The sequence below is a fragment of the Mycolicibacterium cosmeticum genome, from assembly GCF_000613185.1.
GTDB lineage: Bacteria > Actinomycetota > Actinomycetes > Mycobacteriales > Mycobacteriaceae > Mycobacterium > Mycobacterium cosmeticum.
Genome location: NZ_CCBB010000001.1, coordinates 1,405,646 through 1,425,455, shown reverse-complemented (window position 1 = coordinate 1,425,455; position 19,810 = coordinate 1,405,646). Strand labels below are relative to the sequence as shown.

General features: G+C 67.9%; 16 protein-coding genes. 6 read left to right on the top strand and 10 right to left on the bottom strand.

What is annotated here, in order from left to right:
- Position 1: 1 nt before the first annotated feature.
- From BN977_RS06760 to BN977_RS06750, 3 genes are read right to left on the bottom strand one after another with little or no spacing between them, the layout of a single operon-like run.
- Positions 2–1,204 carry an HNH endonuclease signature motif containing protein gene (locus BN977_RS06760; RefSeq protein WP_036396812.1) on the bottom strand — a complete coding sequence of 401 codons (1,203 nt, stop codon included), beginning with the start codon at positions 1,202–1,204 and terminating at the stop codon, positions 2–4.
- 36 nt (positions 1,205–1,240) lie between these two features.
- On the bottom strand, positions 1,241–4,639 hold the full coding sequence (locus BN977_RS06755; RefSeq protein WP_036396811.1) for a TM0106 family RecB-like putative nuclease: 3,399 nt from the start codon (positions 4,637–4,639) through the stop codon (positions 1,241–1,243).
- Positions 4,640–4,692: 53 nt separating this feature from the next.
- A complete protein-coding gene (locus tag BN977_RS06750; protein ID WP_024454546.1) occupies positions 4,693–5,250 on the bottom strand; it encodes an LppP/LprE family lipoprotein in 558 nt (185 codons plus the stop codon).
- A gap of 94 nt (positions 5,251–5,344) precedes the next feature.
- Between BN977_RS06750 and BN977_RS06745 the strand changes: the two genes are divergently transcribed.
- Genes BN977_RS06745 through BN977_RS06720 form a run of 6 tightly spaced genes read left to right on the top strand, consistent with a single transcriptional unit; the run spans position 5,345 to position 12,568 of the window.
- A complete protein-coding gene (locus BN977_RS06745) occupies positions 5,345–7,030 on the top strand; it encodes a DEAD/DEAH box helicase (RefSeq protein WP_036396810.1) in 1,686 nt (561 codons plus the stop codon).
- Entirely contained in the window at positions 7,027–8,163 is a 1,137-nt protein-coding gene (locus BN977_RS06740; protein WP_036396809.1) for an acyltransferase family protein, read from the top strand. The genes BN977_RS06745 and BN977_RS06740 overlap by 4 nt, the downstream gene beginning before the upstream one ends.
- A 35-nt stretch (positions 8,164–8,198) precedes the next feature.
- Positions 8,199–9,731: an MFS transporter gene (locus tag BN977_RS06735; RefSeq protein WP_084172537.1), complete on the top strand. Its 1,533-nt coding sequence runs from the start codon at positions 8,199–8,201 to the stop codon at positions 9,729–9,731.
- Between the two features lie 48 nt (positions 9,732–9,779).
- On the top strand, positions 9,780–10,589 hold the full coding sequence (locus tag BN977_RS06730) for a GNAT family N-acetyltransferase (RefSeq protein ID WP_036396808.1): 810 nt from the start codon (positions 9,780–9,782) through the stop codon (positions 10,587–10,589).
- Entirely contained in the window at positions 10,576–11,811 is a 1,236-nt protein-coding gene (locus tag BN977_RS06725; protein ID WP_456093685.1) for a lysine N(6)-hydroxylase/L-ornithine N(5)-oxygenase family protein, read from the top strand. The genes BN977_RS06730 and BN977_RS06725 overlap by 14 nt, the downstream gene beginning before the upstream one ends.
- Positions 11,812–11,854: 43 nt before the next feature.
- On the top strand, positions 11,855–12,568 hold the full coding sequence (locus BN977_RS06720; protein ID WP_036396807.1) for a siderophore-interacting protein: 714 nt from the start codon (positions 11,855–11,857) through the stop codon (positions 12,566–12,568).
- On the opposite strand, the gene BN977_RS06715 is transcribed toward BN977_RS06720, so the two are convergent.
- The 7 genes from BN977_RS06715 to BN977_RS06685 all read right to left on the bottom strand — a co-directional run bounded on the left by BN977_RS06715 (position 12,540) and on the right by BN977_RS06685 (position 19,805).
- The gene (locus tag BN977_RS06715; protein ID WP_036396806.1) at positions 12,540–13,112 is read right to left on the bottom strand and encodes a TetR/AcrR family transcriptional regulator; all 573 of its coding nucleotides are present in this window, start codon (positions 13,110–13,112) and stop codon (positions 12,540–12,542) included. The two genes, BN977_RS06720 and BN977_RS06715, sit on opposite strands and share 29 nt — an antisense overlap.
- A gap of 4 nt (positions 13,113–13,116) precedes the next feature.
- Complete coding sequence (locus BN977_RS06710; RefSeq protein ID WP_036396805.1) at positions 13,117–14,346, bottom strand: cytochrome P450; 1,230 nt, start codon at positions 14,344–14,346, stop codon at positions 13,117–13,119.
- A 261-nt stretch (positions 14,347–14,607) separates the two neighbouring features.
- Positions 14,608–16,203, bottom strand: coding sequence for a subtype B tannase (locus BN977_RS06705; RefSeq protein WP_051561114.1), 1,596 nt, complete (start codon positions 16,201–16,203; stop codon positions 14,608–14,610).
- Between the two features lie 25 nt (positions 16,204–16,228).
- Entirely contained in the window at positions 16,229–16,537 is a 309-nt protein-coding gene (locus BN977_RS33060) for a hypothetical protein (protein WP_024455722.1), read from the bottom strand.
- 170 nt (positions 16,538–16,707) lie between these two features.
- The gene (locus tag BN977_RS06695) at positions 16,708–17,706 is read right to left on the bottom strand and encodes a CopD family protein (protein WP_024455721.1); all 999 of its coding nucleotides are present in this window, start codon (positions 17,704–17,706) and stop codon (positions 16,708–16,710) included.
- 2 nt (positions 17,707–17,708) lie between these two features.
- Positions 17,709–18,407, bottom strand: a complete 699-nt coding sequence (locus tag BN977_RS06690; protein ID WP_206666847.1) for a COG4705 family protein — start codon at positions 18,405–18,407, stop codon at positions 17,709–17,711.
- A 627-nt stretch (positions 18,408–19,034) separates the two neighbouring features.
- Positions 19,035–19,805: an IclR family transcriptional regulator gene (locus BN977_RS06685; RefSeq protein WP_036396804.1), complete on the bottom strand. Its 771-nt coding sequence runs from the start codon at positions 19,803–19,805 to the stop codon at positions 19,035–19,037.
- Positions 19,806–19,810: the final 5 nt, after the last annotated feature.

Genomic DNA, 19,810 nt, shown 5'->3' with positions numbered 1-19,810 from the left:
GCTAGTTGTCGCTCGTCGGTGGTGGTTGGAAGGGTTGGTACCACCACCATTGGGCGGGTTCCCCGGTCGGTCCTTTGTAGGCGCCGACGGTCGGTGGCGCCGTGGTGGGCGGGCGGGCGAGTGACCCGCCGGGCAGTGGTTGTCCTTCGGTGTCGGTGACGACGAGCCGATGCGCGGGGCCGGTGATGGTGATCTCGCCGCGGTGATGCATGCGGTGGTGGTACGGGCAGAGCAGCACCAGGTTGCCCAGGTCGGTGGGACCGCCGTCCTCCCAGTGCACGAGGTGATGGGCATGCAAGCCGCGACTGTTGGCGCAGCCGGGCACGACGCAGTGCCGGTCACGGTGCTCCAACGCCCGGCGTAACCGGCGGCTGATGGTGCGGGTGGACCGCCCGGCCCCGATCGGGCGGCCGTCGCGCTGGAACCACACCTCACACGTGGCGTCACACAACAGTTCCCGGCGCTCCGCATCGGTCAAGACGGGTCCGAGGTGCAGGGCGGCGGGCTGATCGACCTCGACGTGCACGATGACGGTGGTGTGCTGCCCGTGCGGACGGGCGGCGGCGTCGGTGTCCCAGCCGGCCTTGACCAGGCTCATGAACGCATCCACTTGGGTGGGAAACGGTGTCTGGTCACCGGGGTGGTCGGCGATCAGGGCGTCGCGGCGGGACTTCAGCGCGGCGTCGAACTTCACGGCTTCCAGCCGGGGCAGGGTGATGCGGTAGGTGGTGTGCTCGCCGTGCTCGGTTCTGGTGATTACCGCCGTGGGTGGGGGTTTTGGCGGCGAATCCGGGTGGGGTGCCAGTTTGATGGCGGTGCGTAACTGCTCGACGGTGGCCGACAGCGCCAGTTCGGCGTAGTGGGCGTCGGAGCCGTCGGCGGCGCGTTCGGCGATCACCCCGACCTGATCCAGCGACAGCCGGCCCTCGCGTAGGCCGTCGGCGCACTGGGGGAACTCGTCGAGGCGGTGTGCGACGGCGGTGATGGTTTCGGCGTTGCGGGGTGTCGTCCCGGTTTTCCAGGCCACCAGGGCGGCGATCGAGCGGCAGCCGGTCATCCCGGCCAGATCGTCGCGCTCGATTTCGGCGATGATTTCGACGAGTCGCCCGTCGATGGCGTTGCGTTGCCCGCACAGTTCACCGATCTCACCGAACAGCATCGCTAACCGCTCTTTGGGTTCCAAAGATGCTGCGGCGGTGGACATGACACCAATTCTGGCAGAGGGGTACGACAAGTAGCGTCAGCCGCCGGTCAGCGCGAGGAACGCTCCCAATTCGGTCAGCCGGTCGGGTGTCGCCGGCAGGTAGTCCGTCAACAGTGCCGACCGCACGATGAACGCCGTGTGCTTGGCGCGCGACACCGCCACGTTGAGTCGATTCCTGTTGAACAGGAACGACACTCCGCGCGGCGCCTCGTCGGCCGACGACGTCGCCATGGACACGAAGACGACCGGAGCTTGCCGGCCCTGGAATTTGTCCACGGTGCCGACCTCGACGCCGGGCAACCCCGCCGCGTCCAGCGCGCGGCGCAACGTCACCACCTGCGCGTTGTACGGCGTCACGACCAGCACGTGTTGCTGCTCCAGCGCGACCGTGCCGTGTTCGTCGGTCCACGCGGTACCGAGCAGCGCGGTGATCCGCGAGACGATGGCTTCGGCTTCCTCGGGGCTGTCGGTGGAATTGCCGTCGTGTGCGACGGTCAGCACCTGCACGCCCGGCGCCACGCCGTCCAGATGCCGTGCGCCACTGACGTCTTCGCGTGCCTGGAGTCGGCCGTCGTAGGACAACCGGGAGACCGGCCCGCACACCGCGGGATGCATCCGGAACGAGCAGTCCAGGAAGTAGCCGCGTTCGGGCGGCAGGGTGTGGTGGCCGTCGACCAGCCAGCCCAGCGCCGATTCGTCGACCGGTTCCGGGTGGGTGCCCTGACTGACCTGCGGCAGCTGCTGGGGGTCACCGAGCAGCATCAGGTTCCGCGCCGCGGGTGCCACGGCGATGGTGTTGGCCAGGCTGTACTGACCGGCCTCCTCGATGACCAACAGGTCGAGCGCCAGTCGCGGAATCTTGTTGGCATTGGCGAAATCCCAGCCCGTTCCGCCGACGACGCAGCCGTCGTTGTCGGCGATGAACCCGGCGAACTCCGGATTGGTCAGCGTGGTCCAGCCGGCGTTCACGGTGTTCATCTTCTTGCCGACACGGGTGCCGTCCACACCCGCGGCCATCACATCGCGGAAGAGGTTCTCCACCACGGCGTGTGACTGCGCCACCACACCGATCCGCCAGCCGTGCCCGTTGACCAGCCGCGCGATGACCTGCGCCGAGGTGAACGTCTTACCGGTTCCGGGCGGCCCGTGCACCGCCAGGTAAGAGCAGTCCAGCGCCAGCAGGGCGGCCGTCATGTCGGCGGCGACGTCCCCTGTGCGCGGGAGCGGGCCACCGCCGACGATGCGCGGCGCGCGGCGCAGCAGGATGTCGGTGACCGCGTCGGCCGGCAGGTCGGGCAGCCCGGCGGCCACCTGTGCGGCGGTGGCGGCGATCGACTCCTGCAGCGGCTTGGTGTTGATCGGGGGCCCCGGTGTCAGCGCGAACGGCATCTGGTCGAATGGGCCGGCGCCCTTGGGTTCCCGCTCGCAGATCAGCACCTGCGTCGGCACCTCGGGATCGTCGCACTCGAGTACGGTCGCCGAACCGAACGCGCGGCGGTCCGGGTCGTCGGCCAACCCCGCGGGCGCCGGTGGGTCGTACAGCGCGTACATGTCGGTGCCGAGGTCGCCGTTGGCCAGCTCACCGGTCAGCAGGACATGGCGTTGCGGTTTGCGCGCCTTGGGCGGCTGGTGCCAGTCGTTGACCACCTCTGCGCGGTCGGCCACGAAAACGCCGCTGTTGTCCGCCCATTCATCGACGGGATTGTTCACCCGGTCGAAGTGCGCCCACCAGAAGGGTTTGTCCTCGCGTTTGTGAAAGCCGCGGGCGGCCGCGATCATCGCGACGGCCGTCTGCTCGGCGGTGCGCTCCTCGATACCGTCCCCGGCGAACTTCGCCAGCGCCCGGTCCAGGCCGTCGGTCACCGCCGCTGTCGCGTCGGCGCCCAACGCATGCACCGGTTGCGGGCCGCGGGGCGGCACCTCGGATTCGATGGCCCTGGCCATCAGCCAGTCCCGCAACCGCCGCGTCGACCGGCAGTCGTAGCGGTTGTAGTCCTCGATCTCCTTGAGCACCAAGGCCGCCTCGTCCGGCTGGCCGTCGTCGCGCAGCGCGCAGTAGCGGGCGTACTGGGTGATCGAGTCGGCGGCGTTGGTCACCTCGCCGTCGCGCAGCTCACCTCCCATGTACAGCGGCTCCAGGTACTTGATGCTGTAGCTCTCGGTGCCCACCCGAATGCTCTTGCGCACCAAGGGATAAAGATCGACCAGTACGCCGTTGCGCAGCAGGTCGTCCACCTCGTTCTCGCCGACGCCGTACCGTCCGGCCAGCCGCAGCAGCGTGCTCTTCTCGTAGGCCGCGTAGTGGTAGATGTGCATCTTGGGGTAGCGCTTCATCCGCTTGCGCACCATGGCCAGGAAGTTGACCAGGGCCTGCCGTTCCTCGCCCCGGTCGTGCGCCCAGTACGGGGTGAACTCGTCGGTGACGGTCAGCACGCCCCACAGGTACTCCAGGCCCCAGTCGCGGCCGTTCACCGTCCACAACGGGTCACCCTCGAAATCGAAGAACAGATCGCCCTTGTCCGGGTCGGGCAGCAGCATCAGCGGCTGCGCATCGACCACCTCGAACGGTGGCTTGCCGTCGACCCGTTCGGCGATCTGCAGCCGCGCCTGGGCCGTCAGTGCGGTGACGGTGCGGTTGGCCAGCTCGGGCACCGGACCGGTGTGTGCGGCCAGATCCCGCACCGTCGTGATGCCGGCGTCGATCAGCCGGGCGCGCTGGCTGGTCCGCATCCCGGCGACCAGCAGCAGGTCGTCGGTCGCCCGGACCTGCTGCTCGCATTCGGGGCAGCGGAAGCACGCGCGTACCCGCTCGTCCGCCCAGGACACCGGCCGGTCGGCCGCCAGGTGTTCGTCCAGCAGCCGCTGCAACGCCGCCCGCCGGGGCCGGTACACCGGCAACAGTTCGTCCACCTGGTACCGCGTCACCGCGCCGTCGCCGAGCACCAGCTCCACCTCCGGCGCCACCGGCACCCCCGCCGCGGCCAGGGTGTCGGCGTAGGCGGCCAGCTGCAGCAGCGCCTCGACCTTCACCGACCGGGACAGCTTGGTGTCGCGCAGCCGGTAGCGCCCAGCCTCGAATTGCAGGAAGTCGGCGAAGCCGGCGAACCGGCCGTCGAACATCGCGGCTTGATAGATGGCCGGCGACCGGCGGTTCACCGCGGCCATGGTCTGCTCGGCGGCCGCGGTGAGCCCGGCGAGGGTGTAGGGCGGGCGGCCGATCACCGTGACCGTGCCGTCGGCCCGCAGTTCCTCGAGGTGGCGCTGCTCGTGGTCGTGGCCGAGCGCGGCGGTGCGGGCCAGCAGTTCGTCGGAGGACGACACCTTCGGGCCGCGGCCCAGCTGTGCGTCGAACGAGCGCAGCAGCGCGTACTCACAGCGCGCGGCGGCCGCGAGGTCCGAGGCGCTGTAGATGACTCGATCCCCGGCGACGAACACGCACCCAGGCTAGGGGAGAGCGCCGACATCCCCTACCGCGTCGAGGGCAGGTCTCAGTGCCCGGTGTTGCCGATCAACTCCACGCCGTTGCCGTTCCACCGGAACCGCACCACGCTGTCCAGCCCCGGCGTGCCGCCGGAGAACTTGAGTGCGACGGTGTCGCCGGTGCTGGCGCTCTCGTCGATCCCGTTGAAGCCGTAGGTGTCGGGCACCCCGGTCGGGATGAACTTGCCCAGGTGGAACATCACCGCCCTGGTGTTGGCGTTCGGCGCGTTGGTGTTGGCCTTGACGATCACCACCGACAGCGGGGCGCATTCGTTGTAGTTGCCCGCCAACGGTTCCGGGCTCCACGCCTGATTGCTGCGCGGGTCGCGCGGCAACGTCGACACCGCCTTGGCGATCTCCGGGGCGGCCAGATTCACCGCACACGGATCGGGTGCGGGTGCGGCGGTCGTCGGCGTCACGATGGGCGCCGGCGCGGCGACCGTGGTGCGTGGACCCGCCGCGGGGGTGGTGGCATCTGGTGTCTTGGAGACGGTGGAATCGCTCGATCCACACCCCGTCAGCACGAGGCCCGTCACGATCGCCACCCCCAGCGCAACCCTTCGCACAACACCGAACCGTACCTGTGCTCCACACCGGCCCAGGACCGGCGACGCGACTCTGCAGGGCGTGACGGCGCGCACGCTCTAGACTGCTCCTGACATGACTTCCCCTGAAGACGGCGCGACAGCCGCCGAAGCGACCTTTGCTGACCTGCAGATTCACCCGGCGGTGCTGCAGGCGGTGACGGACGTCGGCTACGAGACCCCGTCGGCCATCCAGGCCGCCACCATCCCGGCGATGCTGGCCGGCTCCGATGTCGTCGGGCTGGCCCAGACCGGCACCGGCAAGACGGCGGCCTTCGCCATCCCGATCCTGAGCAAGATCGACACCACCAGCAGGAACACCCAGGCCCTGGTGCTGGCCCCGACCCGCGAGCTCGCGTTGCAGGTCGCCGAGGCATTCGGCCGCTACGGGGCGCATCTGCCCGATATCCAGGTGCTGCCGATCTACGGCGGTTCGTCCTACGGGCCGCAGCTGGCCGGCCTGCGCCGCGGCGCGCAGGTGGTTGTCGGCACGCCCGGCCGGGTCATCGACCACCTGGAGAAGGGCCGGCTGGACCTGTCGCACCTGGACTACCTGGTGCTCGACGAGGCCGACGAGATGCTGCAGATGGGCTTCGCCGAGGATGTCGAGCGCATCCTGGCCGACACCCCGGAGTACAAGCAGGTGGCCCTGTTCTCGGCCACCATGCCGCCGGCGATCAAGAAGATCACCTCGAAGTACCTGCACGACCCGGTCGAGGTGACCGTCAAGGCGAAAACCGCCACCGCCGAGAACATTTCGCAGCGGTTCATCCAGGTGGCCGGTCCGCGCAAACTGGACGCGCTCACCCGGGTGCTCGAGGTCGAAGAGGGCGACGCGATGATCGTGTTCGTCCGCACCAAGCAGGCCACCGAGGAGGTCGCCGAGCGGCTCAAGGCCCGCGGCTTCGCGGCCGCCGCCATCAACGGCGATATCGCGCAGGCTCAGCGTGAGCGCACCATCACCGCGCTCAAGGACGGCAGCATCGACATCCTGGTGGCCACCGACGTGGCCGCGCGTGGCCTCGACGTCGAGCGCATCAGCCACGTCGTCAACTACGACATCCCGCACGACACCGAGTCCTATGTGCACCGCATCGGCCGCACCGGGCGCGCCGGCCGGTCCGGGCACGCGCTGCTGTTCGTCACACCGCGCGAGCGTCACCTGCTCAAGGCGATCGAGAAGCACACCCGGTCCAAGGTGGTCGAGGCGGAGCTGCCCAGCGTCGACGACGTCAACGAGCAGCGGGTCTCGAAGTTCCGCGATTCGATCACCGACGCGCTCAACGGCGCGGGCATCGACCTGTTCCGCCGGCTCATCGAGGACTACGCGCGCGACCACGACGTCCCGATGGCCGATATCGCGGCGGCGCTCGCGCTGCAGTCGCGTGACGGTGAAGCCTTCCTGATGACCGAGCCGCCGCCGGAGAAGCGCAAGGAGCGCACCGAGCGGGCGCCCCGCGAGGACGGCGCGCGCGAGCGCAAGAAGCACGGCACCCGCAGTGATCTGGCGACCTACCGGATCTCAGTGGGCAAGCGGCACAAGGTCGCTCCCGGCGCCATCGTCGGGGCCATCGCCAACGAGGGCGGGCTGCACCGCAGCGATTTCGGCCACATCTCGATCCGGGTCGACCATTCCCTGGTTGAGCTGCCCGCCAAGCTGCCGCGCGAGGTCTACAAGAAGTTGGAGAACACCCGTATCCAGGGTGTGCTGATCAACCTGCAGCCGGACCGCCCGCACAAGCCACGCCGCAAGGACTCGTGACGCTGCAATCCGGAATCCGCGAGCAGGGTGGTCTGGAGTCGGTCACCACGGTCGACCGTGTCGCGTCCCTCACCGGGGTGCGGGCCCTGGCCGCACTGCTGGTGGTGCTCACCCACGCGGCCTACACCACCGGCAGGTACAACGACGGCTACGTCGGACTGCTGCTGTCCCGCGCCGAGATCGGTGTGCCGATCTTCTTCGTGTTGTCGGGTTATCTGTTGTTCAAGCCGTGGGTGGATCGGGCGAGGGCGGGCATGCCACCCCCGTCGGTGCGCCGGTATGCCTGGCACCGAGTGCGCCGCATCATGCCGGCCTACGTGGTCACGGTGCTGGCGGCCTACGCCGTCTACCACTTCCGCGAGGCCGGGCCGAATCCCGGCCACAACTGGACCGGCCTGCTGCGCAACCTGACCCTCACGCAGATCTACACCGACAACTACCTGTTCTCCTATCTGCACCAGGGTCTGACCCAGATGTGGAGTCTGGCGGTGGAGGCGGCGTTCTACGTGGCGCTTCCGGTGCTGGCGTGGCTGCTGCTGGTGGTGTTGTGCCGGCGGCGCTGGCGGCCGGGTCTGCTGCTTGCCGGGTTGTTCGGGCTGGCGTTGATCAGCCCGGCCTGGCTGGCGTTGGTGCACACCACCCACGGATTGCCCGACGGCGCGCGGCTGTGGTTGCCGACGTATCTGGCCTGGTTCCTGGGCGGCATGCTGCTGGCGGTGTTGCAGGCGATGCGGGTCCGGGCCTATGCCGTGGTGTGCCTCCCGCTGGCGCTGATCAGTTACCTCATCGCGTCGACCCCGATCGCCGGTGAACCGACCACCTCGCCGGCCAAGCTCAGTGAGGCCGTGGTCAAGACGGTCTTCTACGCCGTCATCGCCACCCTGGTGGTGGCGCCGTTGGCCCTGGGCAACCGCGGTTGGTATTCCCGGCTGCTGGGCAGCAGGCCGATGGTGTTCCTCGGCGAGATCTCCTACGAAATCTTCCTCATCCACCTGGTGCTGATGGAAGTCGTGATGGTGGAGATCCTGCAGCGCCCGGTGTACACCGGGCCCATGTGGTGGCTGTTCTTCTGGACCATGGTGGTCACCATCCCGCTGGCCTGGTTACTGCACCGCGTCACCCGGGTGCGCTGATGGCCACCGGCGGGCACCCCGAGCGTGGCGCCCGCCTGACCCTGGCCGCGGTCTGCCTGGCGGTCTTCATGCTGCTGCTGGACATGACGATCGTGGCCGCGGCACTCGCCGACATCCAGGCCTCGTTGGATGCCCGGCTGTCCGGCCTGCAATGGGTGGTCGACGCGTACGCGCTGCCGATGGCGGGGCTGTTGCTCTCGGCGGCGACGCTGGGGGACCGGATCGGCCGGCGACGGCTGTACCTGGGCGGCATGATCGTGTTCCTGTTCGCCTCGGCGGGGTGCGCGCTGGCCCGCAGCATCGCATTTCTCAACGGTCTGCGCGCGGTCCAGGGTGCGGCCGGGGCGGTGCTGCTCGGTGTCTCGCTGCCGATGATCGCCGCCGCGTTTCCCGAACCGCGCCGACGGTCCGTCGCGATCGCGCTGTACGGGGCGATGATGGGTGCCGGTGGGGCGGTCGGTCCGCTGTTGGGCGGTGCGCTGGTGACCGCGTACGGCTGGCCGTCGATCTTCTTGATCAACCTGCCGATCGGGATCGTCGCGCTGGCGATCGCCGTCTTCGCGGTGACGGAAAGCGTTGCCCCGCAGGCCCGACCGGTCGACATCCATGGCACCGTGGTGCTGACCGCCGGTCTGTTCGCCGGGGTGTACGTGTTGATCGAGGGCAACCGGTACGGCTGGGGCAGTCCGCGGATGCTCGCGCTGAGCGTCGTCTGCCTGGTCGCGCTGCTGGTGTTCGTGCGGCACGAAACCCGCAGCACCGCACCACTTCTGGATGTGCGGATGCTCGCCAATGCCGGTTTCGCCGGGGTGTGCCTGGCCGCCTTCGCCGCGACCGGGACGCTCATCGCATCCACCAACTATCTGGCGCTGTACTTCATGAACACGTTGGGCTACAGCCCCTTCGACGCGGGCCTGCGGGCGCTACCGCTGACGGTCGCGATCGTCGTCGGCGCACCGGCGGCGATGTTGGGGGCGCGGTGGGTGCCGGCAGTGGTCGCCATTCCGGGCGGAGTGGCGCTCATCGCGGTGGGGATGTGGATGATGACCGGCGTGACCGCCGCCACCGGGTGGACGCATTTCGTCGCCGGGTCGGTCGTTGCCGGTCTGGGTCTGGGCGGATTGTCGGCGCTCACATCGGATGCGGCCCTGCGGTTCGTGTCCGTGCCAGATGCGGGCATGGCGACCGGCACGGTGAGCACCGTGCGCCAGATCGGCATCCTCGCCGGTGTCGCCGGGTTGGGGGCCCTGTTCAGCCGGGCCGCCGGGGACATCGCCGCCGCACGGCTTTCCGCGCTGCCGGCACTCGGTGCGGAGCCGACCCGGCTGCTCACCGACGGGTTGGGTGCCGGCGCGGGACTGCGCGTGCTCGACGTGCTGCCCGTCGAAATGCGACCGATGGTGCCGACATTGGCAACGATCGCCAGGGAGGCCGGCGCGGCCGGGATGCAGGCCGCCCTGGTGGCTGCCGCGGTGGTCGCCACCGGCGCCACCGCGGCGGTCGCGATGCTGGTGGGGACCGGTGCGCGACGGACCCCGCGGGACCGGACGCCGATGTCGGTGGATTAGCGGGAACTGCCACCGGCCGGGGCGCGATGGGTTTACCTTTGGCAAATCATGATGCGTGGGGGCGTGTTGATCCCGGCGACCGAGTCCGGCCGCTACAGCGTCGTGATCTCAGACGATCCCGGCGAGATCGAGGCGGCGCAGCGGCTGCGGTATCTGACCTTCGCCGAGGAGTTGGGCGCCGCGCTGCCACACGCCGTGCGGGGACGGCGCACCGGCGAGATGATCGACGTCGACCAGTTCGATGAGCACAGCGATCATCTGCTGGCGCGTGAAGAGTCCACCGGGCAGATCGTGGGCTGCTATCGGCTGCTGCCGCCCGATGGTGCGCGGGCCGCGGGCGGGGTGTTCACCGACACCATCTTCGAGGTCAGTCCCGGTATCGACGCGCTGCGTCCGTCGCTGGTCGAACTGGGCCGCGCCAGTGTGCATCCCGACCACCGCAACGGAGCGGTCATGGGCATGCTGTGGGCCGGCATCCTGCGCTACCAGGAACTCACCGGTTACCTGTGGGCGATCGGCTGCCTGTCGGTCCGGATGGAAGCGGGCGGGCCGCGCGGTGCGCTGGTCCGCGGTGTGCTCGACGAGGCGTACCGGGCCCATCCGGCGCCGGCGCAATTCCGGGTGGTGCCGCGGAACCCGTTGCGGGTCAACGGTTTGAGTCTGGCCGAGATGCCGTCACCGGGCCGGGTGCGGGTGCCGCCGATGGTGGCGGGCAGCCTGCGCATCGGCGGGGTGATCTGTGGGGAGCCCTCGTACGACCCGGATTTCGACATGGCCGATTTCGTGGTCCTGATCAATCGGGACATGGTGCGCGGGCGCTATCTCGAACGGTTGAGCCGCACCCATGTCCCGGCCTGAACCCGAGCGTGTCGGGCTGCTGGGCATCGGTTTCGGGCCGGCCAATCTCGCACTGGCCATCGCGCTGGCCGAGCGGGGTGCGCACGGCTGCTTCCTGGAGGCCCAGCCGAGGTTCGGCTGGCACCGCGACATGCTGCTGCCCGGTACCCGTATGCAGATTCCGTTCCTCAAGGATCTGGCGACACTGCGAAATGCCCAGAGTCACTTCACCTTCGTCAATTACCTGACCGAGCGCGGCAGGCTGGTCGAGTTCATCGGCCGCCATGACGTGTTCCCCAGCCGACTCGAGTTCCACGATTACCTGGACTGGGCCGCGGCGCATTTCGCCGCCGATGTGCGGTACGGGCAGCGGGTGGTGTGCCTGGCGCGCGGCCCCGATGGTGGTTTCGCGGTGCGCACGCATGCCGGTGCGGTGGTCCAGGCCGACAACCTGGTGCTCGGGATGGGTCTGACACCGGTGCTGCCCAACGGAATTCGGTGTACATCACGGTGCTTTCACAGTCATGGACTGCTCGGCGCGCTGGCCCGGCTGGGTCCGGTCCGGTCCGTCGCGGTGGTCGGGGCCGGGCAGAGCGCGGCCGAGGTGGTCGCGTACCTGTATCGCACCATGCCGCAGGCGCAGGTGCATGCCGTGTTCGGCCGCTACGGGTACAGCCTCGCCGATGACAGTGCGTTCGTGAACGGCATCTTCGACCCCGCGGCGGTCGACGAATTCTTCGGTGCGGACGAGTCGGTGCGCCGGCGGCTGCTGGAATATCACCGTTCGGCAAACTATTCGGCCGTCGACGTCGACCTGATCGAGCAGTTGTACGGGCTGGTCTACGAGGAGGGGGTGAGTGGGCAGCGCCGGCTGTTCCTGCACCGGGCGTCGGAGATCACCGAGGCCACCGAGCACGCCGACGGTGTCCGGGTGACCGTGCGCAGCCTCGTCGACCGGCACGAGGAGGAGCTGCACTGTGACGCGGTGGTCTATGCGACGGGGTACGCGCCGACGGATGTGGCGGCGTTTCTCGGTGCGCTGGCCGCCGATTACGAGTTCGACGAGCGCGGGCTGCCGGTGGTGACGCGTGACTACCGGCTGGCGGGTCGGCCGGGTGCGGCCGGGGACATCTACCTGAACGGATCGGTGATCGAGCACACGCACGGGCTCGGGGCGACGCTGTTGTCGAACGTCGCGGTGCGGGGCGGGGAGATCGCGGCCGCCATCACACAGTCGACATAGGTTATGCTGCCCTAAGTAATCCATCCGGATCGAGGGGGCTGCATTGACCGAGCAGAAACCGTCCCGCGGCCTGTCCGGCGCGCTGGTCAAACTGTGGCGCGGCGGCGACTACGAACTGACGGTGACCGGCCGGACCCAGATCACCCAGCATTACCTGCGACTGCACTTCACCGCAGCCGAACTGCTGGCAGACCGGCCCGTCCATCCGACCATGTGGATCCGCGGCTGGTTCCCCGATGGCGCGAAATCCCACCAGCGCGGGTACACGTTGGTCAACCCGGATCCGGCTGCGGGCACGGTGGACATCGACTTCGCACTGCACGAGGGTCTGGCCACCCGGTGGGCCATCGAGGCGCAACCCGGCGATGTGCTCGAGGTGACGGTGCTGGGCAGTGATTTCGTGTTGCCCGCCCCGGCGCCGGAGGGGTACGTCATCGTCGGCGACACCGCGTCGCTGCCGGCCATCAACTCCCTGCTGGAGGCCATCGGCGACGCGCCCGCGCGGGTGTTCCTGGAGTCCGCACATGCCGACGACCGCGATCTGCCCGTGGCGCGGCCCGGTGTCACGTGGGTGGACCGCAAGAACGCGGGGGAGGCGCTCGTCGAGGCGGTGGCCGCGGCGGCGTTCGACGCGTCCGAGCACTTCGGTTGGGTCGCCTGCGACAACCGCACCACCCGCGCGGTGGCCAAGGTGCTGCGCGACGACTACAAGATCCCGAAACGCTCGCTCAAGGCGCGCGCCTACTGGGCTGCCTGACCCCGACCGTCGGGACGACGAAGCTCTCCAGCATGGTGCGCTCGTCGGCCGCATCGCGGCCGGGAAACAGCAGCAGCGACACCAGAATTCGGATCACCCAGCGGGCCCGCATCTCGGCGTCACCGTCGTCGCCGCCCAGGAAAGCCGTCACCAGCGCGAGGATCACCTCCGAGCGCTCGGCCATGTCGCCACCGATCGGACGCTGGGTACTGGCGAACCACGATGCCAGCGCCGGGGTTTCGCGCACTCGGGCCAGGGCGGCGAGCATGCCGGTGACCAACCGTTCGTCCGGATCCGTCAGCCCGGTGAGCAGATCGGCGATCTCGGCGAACACCCGCTGAGCCTGCCGGTGCACGTAGGCGGCGTAGAGCACGTCGCGGTTCTCGAAATAGCGGTAGAGCGTGGCGCGTGAGCAGCCGGCGGCCCTGGCGATGTCGTTCATCCCGACGGTCGCGGCATCCTGTCGGGTGAACAAATCGTCGGCGGCGTCGAGGATGCGTTCGGCGGCCGCCTCGGTGCGCCGCTCGGCAAGCCAGTCCGGCATGGATTCAGCCTACTGTGAACGGCACGGACAGCGGCCGGCGCACGTAGCTGCCGCCGGCCCACACGACGGCGTCCTCGTCGACGGTGAAATCCGGTATGCGGGTGAGCAGTTCCTCCAGTGCCACCCTGGACTGCATCCTGGCCGCAGCGGCGCCGAGGCAGTGGTGCGCACCGTGGCTGAAGGTCAGGATATTGCGCGGCCGGCGTGTGACGTCCAGTTCGGCGGCGTCGGGGCCGTACTGGCGTTCGTCACGGTTGCCGGAGCCGTAGAGCAACAACGCCTTTCGGCCGGCGGGGATGGTGGTGTCGCCGATGGTGACGTCCCGGGTGGCGGTGCGGGCCAGGCATTGCACCGGGGAGGTCAGGCGCAGCAGCTCGTCGATGGCATCGGGGATCAGGCCGGGATCGGTTGCCAGCAGCCGCCGTTGGTCCGGATTGCGGTGCAGTAGTTGCACCGAACCGCCGAGCATGCCGGTGGTGGTGTCGTTGCCACCGGTCACCATGGTGAAAGTGAAGGCCAGGATGGACAGCACCCCGGCGATATCGCCGTCGGCGCCGATGCCCGCGGCCACCAGATGTGACACCGTGTCGTCCTCCGGTTCGGCGCGACGGCGTTCGATGAGCGCGGTGAAGTACGCCATCATCGAGCCGAGGGCGTCACCCAGGGTGTCCAGCGCCCCGCCGATCCCACCCTCGGTGGTGTTCGCGGCGACGATCGCCTCGGTCCAGCCGTCGAACTGGTCGCGGTCCTCGTCCGGGACACCGAGGTAGTGCGCCACCACCATCGACGGCAGCGGTTTGAAGAGTTCGGTGACGATGTCACCGCCGCCGTTGGACCGCAACCCCTCGATGCGATCGACGACGAACCGGCGAACCTTGGGCTCCACGGCCTCCACCTGACGCGGGGTGAAGCCGCGCGACACCAGCTTGCGGAACTCGGTGTGCACCGGTGGATCCTGCATCACCATGGGCGGATTATCCTGCAGGCCAATCATTTCCAGGTCGCCGTAGTTGACGGTGAGCCCGTGCGCAGAGGAGAACGTCTGGTGGTCGCGCGCGGCGGCCCAGATGTCGGCGTGCCGGGACAGCACGTAATAGTCGTGCTCTGGATTGTCCGGGATGACGTGGTGCACCGGGTCGTGGTCGCGCAGGGCCGCGTACATCGAGAACGGGTCCGCCCAGGTGTCGGCACCGGCCAGCCGGAACTTGGGTGCATGAGACACATCAAGTGACATGTCTCATATCTACGACAATTGGGTGGTGGTGTCAATGGGCGGTGCGGGTTGTTGCGGCACTAGGGCGCGTAACCGCTAACCTCGAGGGTGGACGTTTCGACGTCTCGACCACGATGCCGGCGAACGTCGTGAGCCCGGCAGCGATAACCGCCGCGAGAACCCGAGCGCCCCATTGCTGCGCTGCCGTGTCGGCTTGGGACCCGCTGCGGTCACCCATGGCACTCACCGCACTTGTGCCCTCCTGGTCGCGACTGCATGTGCTCAGCCGGAAATCTTCTTGACCCATCCGAGGAAATCAGCGGCGTCGGTGTTCGCGCCGTGGCCCTCGTCCCAGTACATAAGGTGATTGACGTCATCACCGAGTCCGGCGAGACTTGCGGCCAGATTGCTGGACACAGTCAGCGACGTGTCGGAATCCTTGGCGCCCAGCCGGATCCACCAGTGCTTGGCCCGTTGGGGGTTGCGCTCGGCGATGAAGTGCATCGGGTTCATCAATACGAGTAAGTCTGCAATGTCTGCATCGAGACGATTGGCGCCTGAAGTGGAATGGGCAGCACTGTAGTCGGTAAAGTGCCGAGCCTTGGTGGTGCCGGTTCCAAAGAGGTTGTTCTCTCCGGTCGACAGGTCGAAGGCGTCGAACGCAGGCAGGCTCTTCTTGCGGTTGCCCACGTGTGTCAAGAAATCTTGCCAGCTGAAGGTGGCCGCGCCGGATTTCCACCTGATGGTCGGATTGTCGCGCAGGTACGTCGCGCGGTCGGTGTCCGACAGCGCCGTCAAGTAACGTGTCGCAGACGGCTGCAGATAGGTTTTCAGCAGATAGTCTGCGTAATTCTCCGCGGTGAGTGGCCCGAATTCGTTGAGTCCGTTTAACTTCAGTGATCGCTGGTAGTCGACGAACAGGCCGCGCAATTCTTGGGACAGCGCTTGGTCGACTGCGCCGGTCTGGGTGGGGTTGGTGCCCCAGTTCCACTCGTAGGCTCCGTCGGCATGGCCGAGATCGGTGATGGGGCACCAGTCGCCGCTGGCGAAGATGGCGTCGCTGGCTTCGGCCGCGCCGATGTCGTCGAGATATTTGTGATAAAGCGGGCTGTCACCTGATGCCCCGAGCAATGCGGATAATGCGCCGCCGGCGCTGGTTCCGGTGGAGATGATGCGGTCGGTATTGCCGGGAATGTGGCCCGCGTTGGCACGCAGATATCGCACGGCGGCTTTGAGATCGACGATGGCGGCGGGAGCGGTTCCGTAGTACGTGCCGGCATCGTTGACCAAAGTCCTTCCCCGGCAGCCGGGTTCGACGGCCACATACCCGGCCGCCACGGCCAGTTGGGCCAGGTTGACCATTTTTCCCATGGCGTCGAGCATGGCGTTACCGCCGGAGGCCACTTCGCCGCTCGACGGCGGTGCACCACTCGGAGGGGTCTGGCCGCCAGGCATGGCACCCATTCCCATCGACGCTTCACCGACGCCGGTGGCGTCTTTGACCGAGGCCGGCAGGTATCCGCCGACCGCGTTTGCAAAGACGATCGGCGCTCTGCTGGCATCGACAGCTTGGCCGTCGATGCTGGTGGGCACACTGATGACGAGGCTCTGGTAGTCGGCGTTCACGGGTTTGGTGACATACGTCAGTGGACCGTAGAAGCGGTACTTGACCTCCTTCTGCCCCGTGTCGGTAGCGACGGTGACGGTCTTTTCGGTGTATTTGTCCGCATCGAAAGCCAAGGGGCCGAGTGGCGCCGATGACGTTGTACCGGACGCTGAGGGTGAATCGGGGCTCGTCGTCGAATCCGCGCAGCCGGCCGCGAGGGCGGCCAGAGTCATTGACGTTCCACCAAGGAACATCCGCCGATTGATGTGCATGAGATCTCCTTCGGTGGTTGGCGGGTCACCGCTCGGGTGACGCGGTGTCGCCCCCGGACTCGTCGAGGTTTCGTAACCCGTCGATCTGGCGGCGCCATCGTTCGACGGTGGAGTCGGTGTCGTGCAGGGTGTAGCGGACGCCGTCGACGACGTCGGCATTAGGGCGTTGTACGGTTCCGCCCGCTCCGACCTTCTTGTAGACGCCGGCGAGTTCGGCCTGCGGATCGACCTCGACCGAAGTCGAGACGAACTGACCCGGATTCTGCTTGAGAAGCTCGATGGCCTCGCGCAGGTCTCGGACGGCGGCTCTGGGTGGCGCTGTCGTCTCGGTCATGAATGCGCCTTTCAGGAGGGGTGATGAGCGCGTCGTCGGCTCTGGTCGTGGCTACCCGCAGCACGGGCCGTTACTCGTGGTGAAACGAAGGGAGACGACGGCTCGAAGGGGCCCCGGCCTGAGAACAGCGGCACCCGATCGGGTGGTTGCGGTTCCGGCGAAGGATTGCGTTAGACCGTACGTTCGGCGGTCGGCGTCCTGGTGCCGATCCACAGAGCTCCCGTGACCAGTAGTACCAGCACGATGCCGGCACCGAGCGCGCCAAAGTCGAACGGCCCGGCCGCAGGCGCTGAGGCCTCGGTGCGAGCCGACCCGCGCAGGAAGGGCACGATCGCCAGCACCGCGATGATGAGGAGGCTTTCGCCGGTCACCACCTGCGGAAAGTGACGCACTGCCAGACGGATTGCGCTGGCGGTGTCGCCGTTTCGGCGAGCGGACCGGATGCGCGGCAACAGCACCCGCGTGTTGTACGCTCCCGCGCAGATCAGCAGCATCACGATGATCATTTTGAGTGCGAGGTGTCGGCCGTAGCTGGTGGTGAGCAGTTGCATTGGAGTGCCGACGTGGCTCCAGGTCAGCCATGCACCGCTGACGATGAGCGCTCCCACCGCACAGGCCGCGGCGACACTGAACCGTTCCCACACCGTGTGCCACTCGTCGGCGCACTCGGCATCCGCCTCACGGTGCAGGCCCATGAGGCCGACGACGGCCAGCACGGTAAGCCCGCCGATCCACACCAATGTTCCGGCGATGTGGGCGAGAGTCAGCGCCTTGGCGGCCACGGAGCTCGCTGTGACGCTGCGCAACGTCAGTTCGGGGACCATGGCTGTCAGCAGGGCGAGGACAGTGATCGTCCAGCCGACAGTTCGGTTGTCCCGCATACGAATACACAGCATCGCCGCGACTGTCGCCAGGTAGGTACCGGCCTGTAGCCGCACTAGCGTGTCGAGATCTGCGGCCACCGCAATGTGCGCCGCCGCGGACAACGCGACGAACCCCGCGGTGGGGATGGCCAGCCGGCGCAGACGGCCGCGCAGCACACCGTTGGGCTTCGAGGTGGTCAGGACAGCGACGGCCATCCCGAGACCCACCGCTGCCGACAGCCCGAGGTAGTAGAGCATCTGACTGACGACCTCACCGAACTCGGGAGCGGGTGGTGTACCGGCCACGGTCAGCGCCTCCCGTCGGCGACGGTCATCAGGCCGACGATAATGACCACCGGAACCGCCCAAATCAGTGCGACCAGCGGTGCGCCGAGCCCGAGCCCGCCGTGCCGCTGCGGCATGCTCATCCAGTCTGCGAAGGAAGCACCAAGGGGCCGGGTCAGTACGTAGGCGATCCAGAACCCTGCGACGGCGCCGAGCCACCGGGCCCGGACGGCGGCTGCCGGTATCGCGATTAGCGCGCAGAACACCAAACCGGACGCCAGGTACCCCCAGCCCCACACGTCCGCGGTCAGGTCGCCGACGGCCGTGCCCAACGCGAAGGTCACCGCGACTGCGAGCCAGTAGAAACCCTCGCGGCGCCTCGTGCCAATGGTGGCGAAACTCAAGGTGCCCTCGGCGCGGAACCAACACACGAAAATGATCAGCACCAGCAGTAGGTAAGCGACCGAGGTGACCCACAGTGGAACGCCGACCGAGGACGGAATGTCGGCGGCCATGGTGCCGAACACAGCCACCATCACGACGCTGAACCAGTAAACCGCCGGACGGTAACGGAGCGACCGGAACTGAATTACCAAACCCACTGCCAGCAGTAACCATGCCACCGCGGCGGCGACTGAACCGATCGTTCGCATCGCCGCGTCGGAAGCCGCTTCACCGAACCCCGTCGTCAGGATCTTCGTGACCCAGAAGATCGCCGTCACGGCGGGCACTTTGTTGGTCACCCGGCCGGAGTCCGCGGGTGTAATCGATTGGACCGACACAACTACATCGTCGGGGACGTCGGTGGGTGCCCGATCAGCCACACGTGAGCGTCTGCTGTGGGTTTGACGGCAGAGCGTACGACGCGGGGTGTCTTCGCGTTATTTTTTTGGGAGGGGGCTTCATCGGCTGACTGACGCCGGATTACCCTGCGCAGTCCTGACATAGGTGGTCGTTATCGACGATCGGACGGACCATCCGCCCGACGCCGAGCATCGGCTGGACGCTTAAGGGTGCCGCCAGTGCGACTATTTGGACTCCACCGGGCCTGAACCCAAACCACCGCATGACCCATGCGCACTCCGATAGCGTTCGAACTGCTACACCAATCCGCCCAACCCGTGGCCTGAAACCAGCATGGCGACACCACCGAACCTGGGCACATCAGTGAGTCAACCAAACCCGGGGCTGTCCGTCGATCACTCCGCCCTCAACTCTCACAACCATGGACCCTCAACGCGGGAAAAGGTCAAGTCGCTATGCGACTTTCGGTTGATCGGTCGTGGCCCCATCACCGGTTCCAACTTTGAGTCGATGTCCGGACGACCCGCCCATCCGACAATGTTCTGCTACAGATCGAGCGCGTCGAGCGTGGCACCCGGATTCGGTCCCAAGAGCGCCGCCAGGCGCGGGCTGAGGTCGCGGCAGGCCGCCTGTAGCGGGCCGGCGAGGCGCAGCAGGCCGTCGTCGGGAAGGCGTTCGGCCGGCCCGGCAATCGTCATGGCGCCCAGCGCGATGGGCGAATCTGCCGCTCCATCGACCTCGGCGAGCAGCGGCACCGAGATTCCATTGATGCCAGGATGGTTTTCCCCGTGCGAGGTCTCGTAGCCACGCTCGCGGATCGTTGCCAGCTGTTCGGGGGTGACTCCCGCGGGGTCGATACCGGCACGCTGCGTCTCGGGTAGATAAGCGAGGATGATCCGCCCACTGGCTCCCGAGGCCAGCGGCGTCCGCTCTCCAAGGACGCCCGCCGGATCGAATATCGGTCCAGACCGCGCCGGCACACCCAGCACGAGGACCCGAAAGTGGCCGGCTCGCAGGTGAATCACGGCGGCTTCGCCGCTGGTCGCGGCGAGCCGGGCCACCACCGGATACATCAACCGCAACATCGCCGGGCGCGGACCGATGACGGTTGCGAGCGCCAGTGAGCGGCTCGCCAAGCGGTAACCGGCGCGGCCGAGGTGATGGAGGTAGCCCTCCTGCTCGAGCGCCTGCAGGATTCGGAACGCATTGGACTGGGAGAGACCGGCGCGCTCGGCGATATCGCGCAACGTCGCGGGCTGACGCATCCCCGCGAGTGTCTCCAGCACATGCAGTCCGCGCAGCGCTGTCGTAGCCACGCTCC